The organism is Corynebacterium canis, assembly GCF_030408595.1.
Taxonomy (GTDB): Bacteria; Actinomycetota; Actinomycetes; order Mycobacteriales; family Mycobacteriaceae; genus Corynebacterium; species Corynebacterium canis.
Window position 1 is genome coordinate 2,036,972 of the sequence record NZ_CP047080.1, and the last position, 18,435, is coordinate 2,055,406.

An 18,435-nucleotide genomic window follows, 5' to 3' on the forward strand; every position below is an offset into this window, starting at 1 on the left:
AGGCAACCCATGAAAATCGCTTATGTTTGCGTAGACCCCGGCATCCCCATATTCGGCACCAAAGGGGCGTCGGTACACATCCAGGAAGTGGTGCGAGAATTGCGGCGGCGCGGGCACGAGGTGGTGGTCCACGCGGTGCGCAAGGGCACGTGTATCCCTGATGACCTGCATGACCTCGAGGTGCGCGTCTACCCCATCGAAGAGCGGGAACCCAGCAAACGGGAAACCGCGCAATGGGAACGCGCCACCGAAATCAGCGCCGAATTGCGCCGCGATGGCACCGAACTGATTTATGAACGTTACTCGCTGTTCAGCACCGTAATCGCCACCTCCGGCATCCCCGGCATCCTCGAGGTAAACGCACCTCTGATCGACGAGCAGCGCACCCACCGCACGCTTTTCGACGCCGCGACCGCAGCCGCCGCATTGCAATCCCAGGTTTCCTCGGCGCGCGCAACCATCTGTGTGTCTGATCGCGTGCGCGATTGGGTGATTGCCAATAGCGTCGGCGGACGGGTGGTCACCGTGGCTAATGGCGTTTGTTTGGAACGGATCGTGCCGCAACCAGAGGATACCGACGGCCCGCCGGTAGTTACGTTTATCGGTTCACTGAAACCTTGGCATGGGGTTTCCGATCTCCTTCACGCAGCCAAACACGCCCAGCAGGCATGGAGGATCCGCATTATCGGTGACGGCCCGGAACGTGAGGCGCTGGAAACCTTAGCCACAGACTTAAACGTACAAGTGGATTTCCGGGGCGCCGTCGCGCCAACGGATATGCTGGCGCACCTTGCCGGTAGCGCCATCGCCGTCGCCCCGTACCCAGCGGCCAACGATAGCGACCAGTACTTCTCCCCTTTAAAAATCTTCGAATACATGGCCGCCGGGCTGCCGATCGTGGCCTCCCAAGTCGGGCAGATCCCGGCCATTTTGGGTACCGCTGCGGAGCTAATTCCTCCCTCCCACCCCGTGGCATTGGCCGCCGCAATCGACGGTTTGGTCGAGCAGCCGGGGCGTCGAAAAGCGTTGGGCGAACAAGCGCGGCGGTTAGCGGAACAGCACCACGGTTGGCCGCAGGTTGTGGACAATATTTTGCAGATCGCCGGGGTAGCCGATAGCTAATGATCAACCAACCTTTGCGGCGCACCTTCGAACTTGTATCCCCACATATCAAGCCCGAGCGAAAGCTTATCGTCGGCGGCACAATCGCACTGCTATTTGAAGTGTGTTTTCGGGTGCTGGAACCTTGGCCACTGAAGATCGTGGTGGACGCGCTCTCGGTCTCACTGGGGGCGCATACCTCCGGACAGCCAGCGAGCATACAATTGCTGCTCATCTGCGGCATCGCACTGGTTTGCGTAACGGCATTGCGGGCTATTGCCAATTACCTTGCCACGGTGGCCTTTACGCTGGTCGGATCGCGCGCCTCCACCACGCTGCGCATGCGGGTGTTCAAACATGTGCAACGCCTGCCGCAGCAATTCCATAAGGGGAATCGCTCGGCAGACACGGTGCAGCGCATCGTAGCGGACGTAAACCGTATGCAGGAGGTCGCCGTCACCGCCGGACTGCCGCTGCTTGCGAACATAGTTACGTTCCTAGCGATGATGGTGGTGATGTTCGTACTGGACTCGGTATTGGCGATCGTGGTGCTGGTAGCGCTCATCCTGTTCGGCATCACCTCGCGCAATACGTCACGCAATATCGCCGTCGCATCGCGCAATACTCGAAAAGCGGAGGGCAAGCTCGCCAATACCGCGCAGGAATGCCTTTCCGCCATCGAGGTCGTGCAAACGTACGTACTAGAGGCGATGGTGAGCAATCGCTTCCGCGAAGCGAATACCACCGCGCTCACCGCAGGCGTGAGCTCACGGAGGCTCGCCGCACGGCTCGAACGTACAACCGACGCAATCGTTGGGTTGGCCACCGCCGCAGTGCTCGTCGGAGGTGGAATACGTGTTCTAGAGGAATCCATGACATTGGGCGACCTCGTATTGTTTACCACCTATCTGCGCACCACCATGAAACCGTTGCGGGACATGGCCAAATACACGGGCCGCATCGCCCGCGCCACCGCATCCGGCGAACGCGTGGCCGATCTGATGGAAATCACCTCCGATATCCGCACCCCCACCGACCCCGTCGTGCCGTATCACATCAACGGCCACATCAAGTTCGACAATGTGTTCACCGACTACGAAGACGTCTTGATCTTGCGCGGATTCAACCTCACCATCGAACCGGGCGAAATGCTCGCCGTGATCGGACCGTCCGGCGCCGGTAAATCCACGCTGGCCTCGCTATTGGTGCGCGCCATCGACCCGAAATCCGGGGACGTATATTTGGACGGCCACCGGCTCCGCGATATCGATTTGGTATATCTGCGGGAATTGGTCTCGTTATTGCACCAGGAACCGGTTCTCTTTACGGGCACCATCCGCGAAAACATTCGATTCGGCCGCATCGGCGCCAGCGATGACGAGATTATTGCCGCGGCCAAGGCGGCGCGAGCCCACGATTTCATTATGGAATTCCCGGAAGGCTACGACACGTTGGTGGGTGAGCGCGGCAGCACCCTTTCCGGCGGCCAGCGCCAACGGGTGGCAATCGCGCGCGCCCTTTTGCGCAATACCCCGGTGATTATCCTCGACGAACCAACCACCGGCCTCGACCCCGAATCAGCGACGCTGGTCATGGACGCAATCCACGAATTGGTGGCGGAAAAAACCACGATCGCGGTGACCCACGACCCAGAGGTGGCCCTTGGCGCGGACCGCGTGGTGTGGATCCAAGACGGCCAAGTCCTGTGGCAGGGGACCCCGGATTACCTGCAGGAGCACAGTCCCGAATTCCGTGCGTGGGTTTCCAACGGCTCCCAATCGCTGCCGCGGGCACAGGTTGAGGACTAGCCAATGACAACACATACCGAACATGCATTCAGCGCAATCTTGGACAGCACGTGGCTGAGCCGGCAGTGCGGCAAGCCGGTACGGGCCACGGCGTTGCGAGTCAAACCCGAGACGTCGATTCTGGCCGCCCTGCGCCATTGTTCCGACGATGCTATTGCCGGTTGGGCGCGCCTGATGTGGCCCGATGGCCAGCGGAAAGCGCACAAGACCGAGCTCTGGGCGCAAACGCACGGGTTTTCGGTTACCACCTCCCCGGCGTTGGGTGGGCTCACCTTTCAGCATGGACAATTCGAGGCAGACCCGAAGCTGGGCCCCTGGCTATTGCCCGAGCATCTCGGGTTCCAGCTCACCGGCATTGACCGGATCCTGCGCTATAACCCGGCGCGGCGCATCGTGCTCCGCGCGGGCGATAGCGTGCTGCGCGTTACCGTCGCCCCAGACGAACTGGGATTCGAAGTGCACAGGTTCGTGTCGGAGGCCGTCCCCACCCCGGATCGCCTCGACGATGGCACCAATCCGCGCCTCAGCATTGCGCGCGTAGTTGGCGATTCTGATTTACAGGCCAGCCCGAACATAAATGCGACCTATCAAGCTGGGCGCATCCTCGCGCAATTGCATATGTCAACCGCGCAGCTCCCAGAAACGCTCCGGGCGCGGCTTGCACATCGGTACGCTCCCATCACCGAACGCATGCGAGCGCACGAACGCATCTTCCAAGTGCTAGCCCCTGACCTCGCCCACCGAATCGCACATATTGCCGCCCGCGTGCCAACCCATGTTCCGGGCCCCGCGGTTGTCGTTCATGGCGACGCCTCCCCCGATCAATTCCTGATTTCCCGCAATGGCAACGATATTTGGCTTACGGATTTTGACCGCATCCACCTCGCCCCCGCCGCGGTTGACCTTGGCTGCTACCTTTCCGTCGTGGACGCCGACACCGCCTCCGCGTTGCTGGCCGGTTACGCCGATACCCGCGGTCATGCGCCTTCCCAAACTGATGTACGAACCGCCCAGCTGCATGCCATGTTGTTGCGCATCGCGGAACCGATGCGTTCAGGCGATCCGGCATGGCGCGCTCGCACCGCCGCGGCACTGACCCGCGTGGAGGAATTGCTGTGAACCAAGCGCTCGCCCTCTTGTTCGATCTCCCCCGTGTCCGTCGCGCCTGGCCCGGCCCGGAGCAATCGCTCGTGTTTGAACAATTCGACGAAGCTGGACGGCTCCGCGCCGGAATTATCGACGCCGCGGCCAACCTCCGTCTCGCCGATTATGCGCGCGACGCAGCACTCCCCGAGCTTTCCCCGCCGGAATCCGGTGCATTGGTCGTGCATCGCTTTGGCAAACGCGCGGTGGTTATTTACCCCGACCACGTTCGCAAATTCCTTCGCCCCAACAAGGTGCCCGGAGTGGTATCCGCGACCCGCACGATGCACGAGGTATGCGCCGCCGCCGACATGCGATCCGCAGCCATTATCGATGTGAGTGCGGGCAGCATAACCACCGAAAAACTCCCAGGCGACACGCTGCACCGATTGGATCAACAAGGGTTGCCCGGCTGGGCTCGCTTCGAACAACTATGGCCGGAACTGGTCCAAGATCAAACGCACATGCACTCGATTAATCGGCATGGCCCGGAAGCTGAATGCCGCGTGCTTAGGCAATGGTTTACCCATGCCACCTCCTATCAGGCGATCCCTCAGCCCGCACGCTTCGCGGCAATGGTGGATGCCACGTGCCGCGACCTTCTCGCCCACGAATCGCCGTGGGTGCTGTCGCACCGAGACCTGCACGATAAACAACTGCTGTGGGATGGTGACACGTTAAGCCTGTTGGATACGGATACCACCACGCTCGCCGAGGCCGCGCTTGATCTTGGCAACCTGCTCGCGCATGCGGAGCTGCGCCGAATACAGCAGGTGTTTCATCCGCAAACCTATCGCGGGGTTCGAAACGTTGTGTGCACGCTTGCGGAGCGCTTGCACATTCCACAACAGCGGCTACGCTGCTACACGCAAAGCGCCACTATTCGCCTCGCCTTCTTGTACGCTTTTCGCCCAAGTTCGCGGCCCTGGTTTGAATCTTGGATCGCCCATTGTTTAGAACATAATCGAAAGGAAACGCTATGAAAATCTCAGTCATCGGCTGCGGCTACCTCGGAGCGGTGCACGCTGCTTGCATGGCAAGCCTGGGACACGATGTCGTAGGCATTGATACGGACGCGGATAAGGTCGCGACGCTGTCCAGCGGCCGCACACCGTTTTACGAACCCGGCCTTGCCGAAATCCTAGAACCCGCGGTTCGCAACAATAAGCTGCGATTTGTTACCGGCCCGGCACCGCAAGAACTGGCAACCAGCGATGTCATTTTCATTGCGGTTGGCACGCCGCAATCCAAGGACAGCCCAGCGGCGGACCTCACCTACCTCGAAGCTGCATTCAAATCGGTTTTCGATGCCATGCCTACCGAAACCAGCGCCGTCATCGTTGGCAAATCCACCGTCCCGGTCGGCACCGCCGAACGATTCGCCCGCCAATGCGCCGAACGCGGCCTCACCCTGGTGTGGAACCCCGAATTCCTGCGCGAAGGTTTCGCGGTGGAAGACACCCTGCACCCAGACCGCATCGTTTACGGCCTGGCCGCAGATGAAACCTCCGCGCGCCACGGTGAATCCGCGCTCGACGCTGTGTACGAACGCATCTTGGCCGAAGGGATGCCAAAGCTGGTCACAAACTACCCCACCGCGGAGCTCGTCAAGGTCGCGGCGAATTCGTTCCTGGCCACCAAGATCAGCTTCATTAATGCGATGGCGGAATTGTGCGAGGCCACCGGTGGCGATGTCACCCAGCTCGCCCAGGCGCTCGGCCATGACGATCGGATCGGACACAAGTTCCTGCGCGCCGGCATCGGTTTCGGCGGCGGGTGCTTGCCCAAGGATATCCGCGCTTTCGTGGCACGGGCCGAAGAACTAGGTGTCCACGAGGCGGTGACGTTTTTGAAAGAGGTGGATTCGATCAACCAACGCCGCCGAGACCGCGTCGTCGCCGAGGCCAAACGCACATTCGATGGCGATGTCGAGGGTGCAAAGATTACGGTGCTCGGCGCCGCCTTTAAACCTAATAGCGACGATATCCGCGACTCCCCCGCGCTAGAAATCGCGCAACGCTTGCACAATCTGGGCGCGAAAATCACGGTGTGCGACCCAAAGGCTTTGGAATCCACGAACCGCGCTTACCCGGATTTGCACACCGAGGCCGATATCGCGACGGCGCTCACCGGCGCTGAGCTTGTGCTGCTGCTCACAGAATGGAAAGAGTTTTTGGCGCTGGACCCGGCGTCCACCGCAACCCTGGTCAAAGAGCCCGTGATCATTGACGGCCGCAATGCGCTGAACCCCAAGCGGTGGCGCGCCGCCGGCTGGGCGTATTCCGGGCTCGGCCGCTAAGCGGGGCTCATGCGCTGGCTCATCACCTGGGTGATACCGTCGCCGCGCATGGTCACACCGTAGAGCACGTTCGCCACTTCCATCGTCGGTTTCTGGTGCGTAATCACAATTAGTTGCGAATCCTTCCGCAGCTCCCGAAACAGGTCCAGCAGCCGACGAAGGTTGACGTCATCGAGCGCCGCCTCGACCTCATCCATGACGTAAAACGGGCTCGGGCGCGCCTGGAAAATCGCCACCAGCATGGCCAGCGCGGTCAGCGATTTCTCGCCGCCGGAAAGCAGTGACAGGCGCTTGACCTTTTTCCCCGGCGGACGCGCCTCGACCTCAATGCCGGTGGTGAGCATGTCCTCCGGCTCCGTCAGCACCAATCGCCCTTCCCCACCTGGGAACAACGTCGCAAACACATGCGGAAATTGCTTTTCGACGTCGCGCCAAGCCTCCGTGAACAGTTGCAAGATCTTCGCGTCTACCTCGGTAATTACATCCGAAAGGTCTTTCCTTGCCTGTTGCACATCGGCGAGCTGCCCGGCCAAATATTCGTAGCGCTCCTCCAGCGCGGTGAATTCCTCCAGCGCGAGCGGATTCACCTTACCCAATGCCGCTAGATCCCGTTCGGCTTGCCGCAATCGCTTGGTTTCCGCCGCGCGATCGAACGTTTCATCGGGGGCGTAATCGCGCCGGATCACCTCCGCTGGCAGACCCAATTGCTCGGTAAGCTTCGCCTCCGCCTCCTCAATGCGCACCTGCGCCTGGTGCCTAGCAATGTCCGTGGCGTGCGCATTATCGGTTAGTCTGCCCAATTGCTCGCGCCGCGAATTCACCTCTTCGTTCGCGCGTGACAATAACCCTTGAAGGTGGTTGCGCCGCGCCACCAATTCATCCCGGGACAGCGCAGCACGGGCGGTCGCGTCCGCCACCCGAACCCGGATTTCGGCCGCACATTCGGCTACGGTTGCGGCGAGTTTCGCCTGCTTGCGGCGGCGCTCCATCTGCTCTTCGTGCCGCGCCTTATTCAAACGTTCTTGCGCGGCCTGCCTACGCAGATTATCGGCCTGACCGCGCGACACGCCAGCCCGTTCCTCCGCCGTGCGCAGCGTCAGGCACGCCTCCATTTCCATGGCGCGAAGCTGGCTCAGCGTGGCCGCCGCCGCGTCGCGAGCCTCAGTGGAAGGTTCCTCATCCGCATGTTGATCCACCCGCGCCAACCGGTCTCGAATCTGCGCCAATTGGTCTTTTAGCTGGTCCAGGCGTTCCGTCGCCTGCTGCACGTGTTCCATCGCGCGCTTACGTTCGCCCTGAATGGCGTCGACATGAGCTTGCGCGCGGCGGGCCTCTCTCCCCACCGATTTGCATTCCACATCGTGATCTCGCAGCGCCGCCTGCGCGCTGGCCGCCGCGATTTGCGCCTCGTTGGCCGCCGTGGTGGCACCTTCGAGCGTTCCGGAAAGCGCCACAGACTCCTCATGCAAACTTTCGAGCGCCTCGGCGGCTCGGGCGATATCCACGCCGATTTCCACGGCGGTTGCCGCGCCCCGCCCAAAGGCCATCCAACCTTCGCCAAAAAGTTCGCCGTTCGTAGTCACAGCGCGCAGCCGCGGATCCGCAACCACCACCGCCTGGGCCTGCGCGACCTCCGGCACCACCACCACATCCGCAAGCAAACGCGTGATCGGACCAACGATCCCCGCATCAAGCCGAATAACATCCAGCAGCCAACGCGCCCCGCTGGGTAATTGCGCCTCCAAACGCCAACTCGCGGCCGGCGAAGCCGCAACCACCACCGTCCGCGCCACCTCCGCGGATGCGAGCTTTTCCGCATCGAAATCTTCTACGAATAGCGCATGGGCGTGGGCACCCAATGCGGCAGACACGGCGGTGGCATATCCCTCATCGACGCTGATCGCATCGACCACGGCCGAGGTATCCGCAAGCAATTCGCCAACATCCGCCGCTGGGAGTGAATCAATCAGCGTTTCGCGGCGCGCTTCCAAGCGCGCAATGCCCGTCTCAATCTCCCGATTCCGCGCCGAAAGTTCGTTCAAACGCGCGGCGGCCGCTTGGGATTCCGATTGCGCGGTTTCTGCGCGCGCCGCCAACGAAGTCCGAGCGTAATGCATTTCCTGCAGCCGCTCTTGCATGGTGCGCGCCTCAAGCTGCGCAGCATCCACCCGCGCCAAGGAGGCTTCCAAAGTCTCGGTTTGGCGGGCGATATCCGCCTCAACGGCCTCGATCTGGGCGGTTTGAGATTCTTCCGCAGCGACCAAACGCACCACCCCCTCACGCCGATCGGCACGCGCCCGAACCTGCGCCATGTGCTCACGATCGGCTTCCCGTGCGATCTCCTCGTGCTCCAACACCTGTTCGCGTACGGCGTCAAGGCGTTCGCGAGCCACCTCGACAGCCTGATCTAAATTTGCCTGTTCGGCCTCCGCGCGATCCGCCCTTCGCTCCAACGCATCCGCATCTTGCCCGGCGTATGGAACCTCCACCACAGCGCTGGCGCGATCTTGGGCAATACGTTCGGTTGCTACGATGCGTTCCGCAAGCGCGGACAATTCAAACCACAACGCTTGCGCAACCTCGGCCTCTGGGGTGACCTGGGCCAATTGCGACTCCAAACCCTGTTGCACGCGGCTATGCTCTTCCAGTTCTTCGCTGAGTTTTGCCACCTGAGCTGCGCTGCGTTCGGCAAGGCGATGGGCGTCGTCACGCTCGGTAGCAAGACGCACTAAGCGGTCCCCGGCGAGGCGGAGGCGGGCGTCGCGAAGCTCGGCCTGGACGGTAGCGGCACGTTGCGCGGCCTCGGCCTGACGCGCGAGGGGCTTGAGCTGGCGTTTTAACTCTTCGGTAAGGTCGGTAAGCCGGTCTAAGTTGGCCTGCATGCCCACGAGTTTGCGCTGCGCCTTCTCCTTGCGGCGACGATGCTTCAATACGCCGGCAGCTTCCTCGATAAAGGCGCGACGCTCCTCGGGGCGCGATTCCAATATTTGTGCGAGACGTCCCTGCCCCACGATGATGTGCATTTCCCGGCCAATGCCGGAATCGCTAAGCAGCTCTTGAATATCCATAAGCCGGGCGCGGGAACCATTAATTTCGTACTCACTTGCGCCATCGCGGAACATGCGGCGCGTGACGGAAACCTCCGTATATTCGATAGGCAATGCGCCGTCAGAATTATCTATTGTCAACGTCACTTCGGCCCGGCCAAGCGGTTTCCGATCCCCCGCCCCGGCGAAAATCACGTCCTCCATTTTGCCGCCGCGCAAAGTCTTGGCGCCCTGCTCCCCCATCACCCAAGCCAGCGCATCCACCACATTCGACTTGCCCGAACCGTTCGGCCCCACCACCGCACAAATACCCGGCTCGAATTTCAGGGTCGTCGCAGACGCAAAAGACTTAAAACCCTTGAGCGTCAACGATTTCAAATGCACCCGGGCAGTGTAACGCACATTTGCAATCCGCCCGGTGAGCGGCTCGCAGGTAGCATGAAAGCATGTCCAATACAGCATTTCTTGTGCAAGGGCGGGCGGTTCTCCTCGACATGGACGGCACGCTGGTCGATTCCACCGCCGTGGTTGAAGAACTCTGGATTGAATTCGCCCATGAGTTCGGCCTCGATCCGGATGAAATCTTGCGATTTTCACACGGACGCCCCTCCGCCGCAACCTACAAACACTTCGTGCCGCACCTTTCCGCAGAAGAGCGCAAACGCCTCGAAGTAGCACGCACCGAGCAAGAAATGATCCAACTCGACGGCGTAGTGGAAATTCCCGGGGCGCGGGCATTTATCGAACAACTTCGCGCATTGCAGGTGCCACATGCGCTCGTCACCAGTGCGCCGCTGGAATTGGCGCGCGTGCGGATGGCGGCGGCGCAAGTAGCAGTACCCGATGTGGTGATTCCCGCTGATCAAATCACCAAAGGAAAACCTGACCCGCAGGGCTACCTCAAGGCGGCGGCCGCACTCAATGTAGCGCCGGAAGACACGGTGGTGTTTGAAGACGCCGCGGCAGGCATCGCGGCCGGCGAAGCTGCCGGTGCACAAGTGGTAATCGTGGGAAACACATTGCCTTACGAGGAAACCGCTCACCCGCGCATCGCGGATTATCGAAACCTGCAGGTGCGGCGTTCCGGCGACGGCACGGTGAACATTGAAGCGGCCTAGTGAAGGGCCGGGTCAAGTCTCGGCCCTAGTGCACATCGAAGCCGCTTAAAGAGGGCACGTCGCATACGTACCCGCATAACCCCGCCGCGTCAGATCTGCCTGGTTTTCTGCCGTGGCAAATGTGCCTGAGGCAGATGTAACACGGCCGTTTCGCGTTCCTGCGGAAACACCACCGCGCGCCGACCGGCGTGTTGAATCTGCCTGAGGCAGATATAGCGCGGCGGTTGCGCGGAAAATTCCGGCCTTCAACTCACCACATCACCTGGCGTGGTGTGGAGGATCTGCCTGGTTTTCTGCCATGGCAGATGTGCCTGAGGCAGATCTGTCGCAGGCGCATTTCCCCAGGAAAATCCGCTTCGCAAGCCAAGCAGATCCAGCGCGGCCAGGCAGATCGTACATTGCCGAAGAGCGGCCAGGCAGATTGTACGTGGCTTTGTGGTGCGGGTTCCGGTGGTTCACAATCGATGTCGTTGCAACGTGTTCGAGGCGGCCGTAACCAATCGCGCGCAACAGTGCGTCAGCCTCCAGCGGCCTTTTGTTGGAGTGGTGTGGAGGATCTGCCTGGTTTTCTGCCGTTGCAAATGTGCCTGAGGCAGATATAACACGGCCGTTTCGCGTTCCTGCGGAAACACCACCACGCGACGACCGGCGTGTCGAATCTGCCTGAGCATGGAACATCGTCGGCCATGAGCGCGGAAAATTCCGGCCTCCACCTCGCCACTTCACCCGGTGTGGTGTGGAGGATCTGCCTGCATTTCCACCCGCGTCAGATCTGCCTGAGGCAGATTCATCGCGGCCGCATTTCCCCAGGAAAACTCGGCCCAAAAACCAGGCAGATCCCGCGCGGCCAGGCAGATGTGACGAGGCAGGACAGCAACCAGGCAGATTGTTCGTGGCCGGGGAAAGCGGGCGCTTCAACTACGGGCAGCTGCTGGGTGCTGCGGGCAGACGGCAGTGGCGGGGCAGGCGCGGCGTGAGAATGGGCCGGGGTTCGCCGGGTTTCGGGCTCACCGAAGAGTGTTGAGCTTCACCGTGCCGGTTGTAAGGGGTGTGGTGGGCGCGCAGCAACAAGGCGGATCGGCGACCACGCCAAGATAGCTGGGGTGCAGAGAACGATCGCCGTGAGAAATCTGCCGTTCGGATTCGGCCGTGAGTATTCAGCCGTGAGGATTCGGCCGTTAGGGTTCGGCGTCAGGATTCGCCGTTTGGTGGTTGTGTGGTGTTGGTTTCGGCGCGGTGGATGGCGCGGCGCAGGGTGGTGATCAGTTCGCGGGGTTGTTGCAGCAGCCCGTGGGTGATACGTAGTGGTTCCCACCCGAGTTCGCGTAGCCGGATCAACACCTTGGCATCGTAGTCACGTTGGCTACGTTGAAGGTGGTGAGCACCGTCGTAGAACAAACCAACACGAATATCGGGCCAGCCGGAATCAAGCACGGTCAGCAGGGGTGTGCCATCGTCTGCCAGCGCACCGGAGTTATAGATCGGGATTTGCACCTCCAGGTGTTGGCGCAGCTGCTCGGCAATCAGGCGTAGTACGGTTTCCGGGGGCGACTGCGCCCCGGTGCGGGACAGGTTCAGCAGTTTTTTCAGCTGGCGGGCGCTGAAAATATTCCGCGCGATGTCACGCACCAGCTGAAAGTTCAATGTGGTGCATGCGCGCAGCGCGTCAATCAACTGGATGGCGCGGACTTCCCAGTTGGCAAGGTTGGGTACTTGGTAGACCCACCAGGAGTGGCGGTCGCGCTGCAGATCAATCAGGCAATCCACCAGGGCGTATTCGGGGGCGACGACCTGCATGCCGGGTAGTTCCTGATCCGGTGTCCACACCCTGGTGCCTGGCCGCAGTCTGCGGCGGGTGGCGTCGAACACGCTGTGGCTGCGTTGGAAATTACTGGCCACATGCACGGTGATGTGGGCATCATCCACCCAGTACTTCAAACCGGCATAAGCTGCGGCGGCCCAGCCGCCGATAATGACATTCGGGGTTTGGGTGAAATGCGCCCGGGCCCGCAACATGATCGGGGCAGCAAACCCGAGGCGCTGCGGGTGATACCGCGAACCCCACTCCACCTCCCGGGAAGCACGACAATACCCACGCGGCATCGCAAGCCGGCGAGTGATGTTGATGAAAGAGGTGTCAAGCAGTTTGGTGCGACGCTGAAACAAACCCATAGCACCAGTGATAACCCCAAAACAGCACAAAACCCAGGGGTTTCCCCGCACACACCCCACCAACCTGTGGATAACCCCAAACAATCCACAGGCACGTAGGGTTCCAGCGGCAACAAGGTGGCGCCCGGCGAAGCGAAGGGGTATAATGCCGTCCGCAGCGGGGGCAGTGTGCTTGTTCGCTCAAACAGGCCCCGTAAAAAGACTCTCCAAGGTATCACCTATAAGTGGATAAATGAACGTTCGTTTTGGGGGTGGAATTACAAGTTTAGATTGCCCCCAATCGGACATTGTTACCAGAATTGAACTCAATTTTGGTAAGTGTGTTTCATACTGTTTGAAGCCGTGAAAGGAGTCAGTATGAAACCGGTAAAATTATCGCGTTCGCAGCGTGTATTGGTATCAATACTTTTGCTATTTTCAATATGTATCACATGCGGTGAAGTTCCGCCCGCAGCAGCACAAGACTCGATATCTAAGGAAGTTGAACAGGTAGCAAGTTTTGACGAAGAGCGTGCGATCGCGGTGCGGCAAGCTGCTGAACTTGTTGCTGGCACCAGTTGGCGTCCCGCCAAAAACCCTAAGCACTCAATTTCTCCAAGGGAAATGCGATCGGATACCAAAGTAATCCCCGGCGAGTTAACGCGGGAGTTCCAATGAGAAAATTCTGGTACCCCGTAATTGGATTGATTCTTGCGCTCGGCGCTATTGGTGGGTATCTCGCGTATTCCTCAATCGAGCCAGAAGATGAATTCGTCAGCCACAAGCCCGCCTTTATTGGTGTTTCAGCCGAAGCTTTAAAACCGCTTAGCAATACCGATCGAAACAATGTCGTCTTGACGTCAGAGACAGGCCATGAGCTGGGCCTCTTACAAACCCAAGCCGTGTATTTTCCATCGATCGAACGCCTCGGGGATTACTTTGCCGTACCAGACGAGGATCATTTATTAGTGCTTGATAAGCAGTTGAAACTCGTGCGGAAGCTACACATTCCTGGATTGGGAGTTGGCACACTCACAAACTCTCATGGTTCACCCAACGGGAACGTAGCGGCATTCTATTTTAATGACGGCAACGCAGAGTACCGAGAACGCCACCTCATGGTACTCGCTGAAGGGGATCGAGTGTTTTCCATGCACACTCGATACAAGCCGGATGCGGTTGCAGCCTGCGACGATGCCTCAATCGTATGGCTGGAGCATTTTCCGGAATCCAAAGATAACACTGACGGACCTGGCACGACATGGATGATCCATGCGACGATCGATGGCGACGTCACAGAATACGAAATCCCATTTGCGGCAGAATATAGCCCGACATATCATTCTTCGCTTAATTGTTTAGACGAAGCAAGCTACGTGGTGCACTATACCGATAACGATTTGCTTGTGCTAAAAATCGAATTGGTCAATGGAAAGTCGGAGATCGTAGACCAGGGCACAATGCCGCTGCCAGAGGCCATGCAGGCAGGCCGGTATTATCACACCAGTGGCAGTAAGTACTATGTGTACGGCGAATCGGGAGCATTACATCGGTTTGATTTAGATAGCAGGACCGAAGACTATTCGGTAGTGCCCTTGGACGATAAATTTAGAAGGCGGTCAATCACAATTGAGGGCGACACCGCCCTCATAGTTGCCACCTTCGAAGGTTTTGATTTTAAGCAGGCACTATCCCTAGTCGATTTAAATAATCCGCAATGTGTTTCGCGCCCAATCAGGTTGCGGGGATATGACACACCGCCGAAAACATTTGGTGATCATCTATTCTCGGCATCGCACATCGTTGTTGATTCAATCTTGCCAATCGAACCGAACCCCAAGGTGGATTGCGCATAAGCCCGAACCTAGCGCACATCAAACCTGCGTTCGCCTTTGGGCTCACCCCATTGTTCGATGATGGTTTTCACTTTGCCGGGACGATCATAGGTTGCGGGCTCGAGCGCCCACAGCCGGCGCAGCAGGCTTTCCACCTGTTCTTTGGGCCCTTCGGCGACCACACAGACGCGACCGTCCATGAGGTTAGTGGCGCTGCCAACAAGCCCGAGTTCCATGGCTTGGCTGCGGACCCACCAGCGGAACCCCACGCCTTGGACATGCCCGTGAACCCATGCGGTCAGCCGGATCATTGTTCAAAATACCTTTCGTCTCGGTGCGTGAGCGGATCAGAACCATCCCAACAAGCCATGGCATCCCAGCCTTTGATTCCGGGTACATCGTCGCGGTGGAACACTGGGTTGAGGCCCTTGGCTCGCTGCTGGGCGTAGTTTCTTAACAATGCTACCGCCACGCCTCCAAGCGGGAGCAGCGCCACAATGTTGACTGTGGCCATGAGGCTGGCGAAGACATCGGCGAGGTTCCAAACCAGCGGCACCGTGCCCAACGAGCCGCCCAGTACACACAGTGACACCAGCACGCGGTATCCGTTTACCCAGATCCGATCCTTGGTCAGGAATTCGATATTGGTTTCGCCATAGTAGTAGTTACCGATCACCGAGGAGAACGCGAGGAAGATAATCACCACGGACAGGAAGTAGATGCCCCAGGTGCCCACGCTGGCGGCCAAAGAGTTTTGGGTAAGCGCCATGCCGCCCTCGACGTTGCTGAGATCGGGGCGGGACAGCATGATGATAAAGGCGGTGACGGTACACACCACGAGGGTGTCAAAGTACACGCCGAGCGTCTGGATTAGCCCCTGCTTTACTGGGTGCGAGACCGATGCGGTGGCCGCGGCGTTGGGCACCGAACCCATGCCGGCTTCGTTGGAGAACAGGCCGCGCTGCACGCCTTTCATGATCACGGTGCCCAGTGCCGCACCGGCAAACTCCCGGATTCCGAATGCGTGCTCGATGATTTCCATGATCATTTCGGGAACTCGGTCATAATGGATAATCACCACAATAAGCCCGATGGCGATATAAGCGACCGCCATGATGGGCACCACGATTTGGGTGACATTTGCCACGCGTTGAATGCCGCCGAATACCACCAACGCCGTCACAAGAGCAAGGATGACACCGACCACAATTTTCGTGGCGCGCGGGTCGCCGCCCAACGAGTGGGTAATGCTTTCTGAGATCGAATTGGATTGCACCGCATTAAACACAAACCCATAGGTGACGGTAATCAGCACGGCGAACAGGATGGCCATGTATTTCCACCCAAGCACGCGCGAAATATAGTAGGCAGGGCCGCCACGATATGAATCTTTATCGGGTACTTTATATGCCTGTGCCAGCGTGGATTCCACGAAAGATGTGGCACCGCCGATCAGGGCGAGCAGCCACATCCAAAACACGGCACCTGGGCCGCCGGTTGCGATAGCCATGGCTACACCTGCAACATTGCCGGTACCCACGCGGGAAGCGGCGGAAATGGTAAAGGCTTTAAAAGCAGATATGCCTTGTTTTCCGTCGGGAAGTTCGGAGGGCCTTTCCACCACCGCTTTAAACATGTCTGGCACGTATCTGATTTGCACCAGAAGCGTGTACACCCCGAAGTAGATGCCTGCCGCGGATAACAGGATTACCAGGACAATACCGTATTGCGCATTGAACCAATCAATGGCGTTGAGGATGCTTTGCATAACCAGCAATCTACCGTGTCGCGGCGGATTTTTGTTAGCGTTTACACATATCTCCTTATTAGTGACGCCGCTGACATTGCGGGCAAAAGTGACTGCCCCTGTTAGCGAATTCCTCACGCACTATTTCAGTGCCGCAGCGTGAACAGGGTTTACCTTGTTGCCCGTACGCATTCAATGACACGTCGAAATACCCCGATTCGCCATTTACATTGACGTACAGCGCATCGAACGAAGTTCCGCCTTGGGCCAGCGCCCGCGTCATTACCGCCTGCCCCTGCTGGAGCAGCTCCACGATGCGTCCCAAGCGCAGCCGATGCGCCAATTGTCGACCATGTATTCGAGCCGCCCATAGCATTTCATCCGCATATATGTTCCCGATGCCGCTCACGATTTCCTGGTTTAGCAAAACCCGCTTGATTTCGGTGTGCTTCGCCTTGATCGCGCGCGCCAGCTCTTCCAAATCCAAGTCCGGATCCAGCAGGTCACGAGCAATATGCGTCACCGGCTCCGGCACCATTACCCCATGCGAAGGCGCCATCGAAGTCACCCACCAATAGCCAAAGGTCCGCTGATCGACAAACCATAGCTCATACCCGCTATCGAGCACCGCCCGAGCACGCAAATGTGTGTGCGAAGGCGCGTCCGGATCCTTGATCAGCATCTGCCCGCTCATGCCCAGATGCACCAACAGCGCCGTGCCATCGTCCAACCGCAGCCACAAAAACTTCCCCCGCCTATCGACGCCCTCGACTCGCCGTCCCAGCAACCCCTCCAGGCTGGGGTTATGGCGCACCGCCCGCGGGTGCAACGCTGCGGCCGCCAGGATTGTGCGCCCTTGGACGTGATCCGCCAGCCCGCGGCGCACCACCTCCACCTCGGGTAGCTCAGGCATCCTTGTGCAAAGCTTCCCAATCAACGGTGTTCTGCAACGCCAGATACGCTTGGTGCGCGGCCTGCTGCTCCGCCAGCTTCTTGGCGGTCCCCTCACCTCGGGCCAATTCATGCCCCTGCACAGAAGCGGTAGCAACGAAATGGCGCTGGTGATCCGGGCCGGTCGAAGTGGTTTCGTACACGGCCATGGGCAACCCACGTTCGGCAAGGCGCTCCTGCAGCGAGGTCTTCCAGTCCGCATTGATGCCCTTGGCGGAAGCCGTCTTGAGCTTGTCCCCATAGAGCCGAAGGATCACATCGCGCGTGGCATGGAAACCATGTTCGAGGTAAATGGCACCGAACACAGCTTCCATTGTGTCCGCCAAAATCGATACGCGATCGCGGCCGCCCATCGACTCCTCACCGATGCCCAAGAGCACGTGATCCCCGAGATGGATCTCACGAGCGATATCGGACAACCCATAACGGCTCACCAACGTGGCACGCATCTTCGAGATAATGCTCTCCGGGCTTTCCGGGTGCAATTCAAAAAGCGCCCCGGCTACGGACAATCCAAGCACCGCATCGCCCAAAAACTCCAAGCGCTCATTATGCGGCAGGTTCCCATTCTCATTGGCGATGGAACGGTGGGTGAGCGCCTGCTTCAGCGCGGTTTCTGGAAGCTGTACCCCCAGGGCGTCGAGAAGCGGAGTATGGTCCACGGCGGCGAACGCCTGATCGACGGCCTCTTGCCCGGATACGCGCCGTTTTCTACGTGTCACAGAAACTTCTCCAACCCCGCCCAGCGCGGATCCGGCAGGTCATTGGGCTCGCCTGCAATGCCCTGCGGTGCTGGTACGTCACTACCCACGCACTCGCCCTCACACGTCGGATTGAACGGCAGTTCTAAACCGGCAACGTCGACCACGGATTGCAGGATATCGAGGGTATCGTCGACCATCTGCGGCACGTCATCCTCCCCGGAATCCGCGCCCTGAATAAAGGTATCGGAAGCGGAAAACACCTCGTGAATGCGGAATTCCTGGGTCGGGTGCAGCTCCGCCAAACAGCGGGCGCACTGGCCGGTCAGCGGCGCTTCCACGATGGCATCCACCATCACCCCCTCACCGAGAGGGGTCAACGTAGCGTCGACGGTCACCTCCGTACCAGGCTCAATGGCGATCATCGGCAACCCAATGCGCTCCGGGCACGGGCCCGTCTGCGTAATGTGCTCTGGCAGCCCAGAGCCGCGCACCACAGCGGCGCAATCAAAAACAAATGGAGAACTCATGGCG

Annotated in this window: 15 protein-coding genes; 8 read left to right on the forward strand and 7 right to left on the reverse strand. The window is 59.6% G+C overall.

Translation table 11 applies throughout. From position 1 onward, the window contains the following. Nucleotides 1-9 precede the first annotated feature (9 nt). Genes CCANI_RS08970 through CCANI_RS08990 form a run of 5 tightly spaced genes read left to right on the forward strand, consistent with a single transcriptional unit; the run spans nucleotide 10 to nucleotide 6,351 of the window. Nucleotides 10-1,122: a glycosyltransferase family 4 protein gene (locus CCANI_RS08970; RefSeq protein ID WP_146323521.1), complete on the forward strand. Its 1,113-nt coding sequence runs from the start codon at nucleotides 10-12 to the stop codon at nucleotides 1,120-1,122. Continuing rightward, nucleotides 1,122-2,909 carry an ABC transporter ATP-binding protein gene (locus CCANI_RS08975; RefSeq protein WP_186750056.1) on the forward strand — a complete coding sequence of 596 codons (1,788 nt, stop codon included), beginning with the start codon at nucleotides 1,122-1,124 and terminating at the stop codon, nucleotides 2,907-2,909. The genes CCANI_RS08970 and CCANI_RS08975 overlap by 1 nt, the downstream gene beginning before the upstream one ends. A gap of 3 nt (nucleotides 2,910-2,912) precedes the next feature. Next, nucleotides 2,913-4,028, forward strand: a complete 1,116-nt coding sequence (locus CCANI_RS08980; protein WP_146323520.1) for a phosphotransferase family protein — start codon at nucleotides 2,913-2,915, stop codon at nucleotides 4,026-4,028. Continuing rightward, nucleotides 4,025-5,035: a phosphotransferase gene (locus CCANI_RS08985; RefSeq protein ID WP_146323519.1), complete on the forward strand. Its 1,011-nt coding sequence runs from the start codon at nucleotides 4,025-4,027 to the stop codon at nucleotides 5,033-5,035. The genes CCANI_RS08980 and CCANI_RS08985 overlap by 4 nt, the downstream gene beginning before the upstream one ends. Next, the gene (locus CCANI_RS08990) at nucleotides 5,032-6,351 is read left to right on the forward strand and encodes a UDP-glucose dehydrogenase family protein (protein WP_146323518.1); all 1,320 of its coding nucleotides are present in this window, start codon (nucleotides 5,032-5,034) and stop codon (nucleotides 6,349-6,351) included. The genes CCANI_RS08985 and CCANI_RS08990 overlap by 4 nt, the downstream gene beginning before the upstream one ends. On the opposite strand, the gene smc is transcribed toward CCANI_RS08990, so the two are convergent. After that, nucleotides 6,348-9,782 carry a chromosome segregation protein SMC gene (gene smc / locus CCANI_RS08995; RefSeq protein WP_146323517.1) on the reverse strand — a complete coding sequence of 1,145 codons (3,435 nt, stop codon included), beginning with the start codon at nucleotides 9,780-9,782 and terminating at the stop codon, nucleotides 6,348-6,350. The two genes, CCANI_RS08990 and smc, sit on opposite strands and share 4 nt — an antisense overlap. A gap of 62 nt (nucleotides 9,783-9,844) precedes the next feature. On the opposite strand from smc, the gene CCANI_RS09000 reads away from it, so the two are divergent. Further along, nucleotides 9,845-10,516, forward strand: a complete 672-nt coding sequence (locus CCANI_RS09000) for an HAD-IA family hydrolase (RefSeq protein WP_146323516.1) — start codon at nucleotides 9,845-9,847, stop codon at nucleotides 10,514-10,516. A 1,191-nt stretch (nucleotides 10,517-11,707) separates the two neighbouring features. Here CCANI_RS09000 and CCANI_RS09005 read toward each other — a convergent pair. Next, complete coding sequence (locus CCANI_RS09005) at nucleotides 11,708-12,688, reverse strand: putative endonuclease domain-containing protein (RefSeq protein ID WP_146323515.1); 981 nt, start codon at nucleotides 12,686-12,688, stop codon at nucleotides 11,708-11,710. A 357-nt stretch (nucleotides 12,689-13,045) separates the two neighbouring features. On the opposite strand from CCANI_RS09005, the gene CCANI_RS09010 reads away from it, so the two are divergent. Together CCANI_RS09010 and CCANI_RS09015 are read left to right on the forward strand one after the other, a co-directional pair. Continuing rightward, the gene (locus CCANI_RS09010; RefSeq protein ID WP_146323514.1) at nucleotides 13,046-13,345 is read left to right on the forward strand and encodes a hypothetical protein; all 300 of its coding nucleotides are present in this window, start codon (nucleotides 13,046-13,048) and stop codon (nucleotides 13,343-13,345) included. Beyond that, complete coding sequence (locus CCANI_RS09015; protein WP_146323513.1) at nucleotides 13,342-14,523, forward strand: hypothetical protein; 1,182 nt, start codon at nucleotides 13,342-13,344, stop codon at nucleotides 14,521-14,523. Before CCANI_RS09010 ends, CCANI_RS09015 begins: the two co-directional genes overlap by 4 nt. A gap of 8 nt (nucleotides 14,524-14,531) precedes the next feature. Here CCANI_RS09015 and CCANI_RS09020 read toward each other — a convergent pair whose 3' ends face one another. Genes CCANI_RS09020 through CCANI_RS09040 form a run of 5 tightly spaced genes read right to left on the reverse strand, consistent with a single transcriptional unit; the run spans nucleotide 14,532 to nucleotide 18,431 of the window. Then, complete coding sequence (locus CCANI_RS09020) at nucleotides 14,532-14,813, reverse strand: acylphosphatase (protein ID WP_146323512.1); 282 nt, start codon at nucleotides 14,811-14,813, stop codon at nucleotides 14,532-14,534. Then, a complete protein-coding gene (locus tag CCANI_RS09025; protein WP_146323511.1) occupies nucleotides 14,810-16,270 on the reverse strand; it encodes an alanine/glycine:cation symporter family protein in 1,461 nt (486 codons plus the stop codon). The genes CCANI_RS09020 and CCANI_RS09025 overlap by 4 nt, the downstream gene beginning before the upstream one ends. A 58-nt stretch (nucleotides 16,271-16,328) precedes the next feature. Continuing rightward, nucleotides 16,329-17,162 carry a bifunctional DNA-formamidopyrimidine glycosylase/DNA-(apurinic or apyrimidinic site) lyase gene (gene mutM, locus CCANI_RS09030; RefSeq protein ID WP_146323510.1) on the reverse strand — a complete coding sequence of 278 codons (834 nt, stop codon included), beginning with the start codon at nucleotides 17,160-17,162 and terminating at the stop codon, nucleotides 16,329-16,331. After that, nucleotides 17,155-17,922, reverse strand: coding sequence for a ribonuclease III (rnc, locus tag CCANI_RS09035; protein ID WP_146323509.1), 768 nt, complete (start codon nucleotides 17,920-17,922; stop codon nucleotides 17,155-17,157). Before rnc ends, mutM begins: the two co-directional genes overlap by 8 nt. Next, nucleotides 17,919-18,431, reverse strand: a complete 513-nt coding sequence (locus tag CCANI_RS09040; RefSeq protein WP_146323508.1) for a YceD family protein — start codon at nucleotides 18,429-18,431, stop codon at nucleotides 17,919-17,921. The genes rnc and CCANI_RS09040 overlap by 4 nt, the downstream gene beginning before the upstream one ends. Between the last annotated feature and the right edge of the window lie 4 nt (nucleotides 18,432-18,435).

Excerpts from the sequence above, each read along its gene's own strand:
- CCANI_RS08970 (WP_146323521.1), top strand. The coding sequence starts at position 10 with ATGAAAATCGCTTATGTTTGCGTAGACCCCGGCATCCCCATATTCGGC.
- CCANI_RS08975 (WP_186750056.1), top strand. The coding sequence starts at position 1,122 with ATGATCAACCAACCTTTGCGGCGCACCTTCGAACTTGTATCCCCACAT.
- CCANI_RS08980 (WP_146323520.1), top strand. The coding sequence starts at position 2,913 with ATGACAACACATACCGAACATGCATTCAGCGCAATCTTGGACAGCACG.
- CCANI_RS08990 (WP_146323518.1), top strand. The coding sequence starts at position 5,032 with ATGAAAATCTCAGTCATCGGCTGCGGCTACCTCGGAGCGGTGCACGCT.
- CCANI_RS09000 (WP_146323516.1), top strand. The coding sequence starts at position 9,845 with ATGTCCAATACAGCATTTCTTGTGCAAGGGCGGGCGGTTCTCCTCGAC.
- CCANI_RS09005 (WP_146323515.1), bottom strand. The coding sequence starts at position 12,688 with ATGGGTTTGTTTCAGCGTCGCACCAAACTGCTTGACACCTCTTTCATC.
- CCANI_RS09010 (WP_146323514.1), top strand. The coding sequence starts at position 13,046 with ATGAAACCGGTAAAATTATCGCGTTCGCAGCGTGTATTGGTATCAATA.
- CCANI_RS09015 (WP_146323513.1), top strand. The coding sequence starts at position 13,342 with ATGAGAAAATTCTGGTACCCCGTAATTGGATTGATTCTTGCGCTCGGC.
- CCANI_RS09020 (WP_146323512.1), bottom strand. The coding sequence starts at position 14,813 with ATGATCCGGCTGACCGCATGGGTTCACGGGCATGTCCAAGGCGTGGGG.
- CCANI_RS09025 (WP_146323511.1), bottom strand. The coding sequence starts at position 16,270 with ATGCAAAGCATCCTCAACGCCATTGATTGGTTCAATGCGCAATACGGT.
- mutM (WP_146323510.1), bottom strand. The coding sequence starts at position 17,162 with ATGCCTGAGCTACCCGAGGTGGAGGTGGTGCGCCGCGGGCTGGCGGAT.
- CCANI_RS09040 (WP_146323508.1), bottom strand. The coding sequence starts at position 18,431 with ATGAGTTCTCCATTTGTTTTTGATTGCGCCGCTGTGGTGCGCGGCTCT.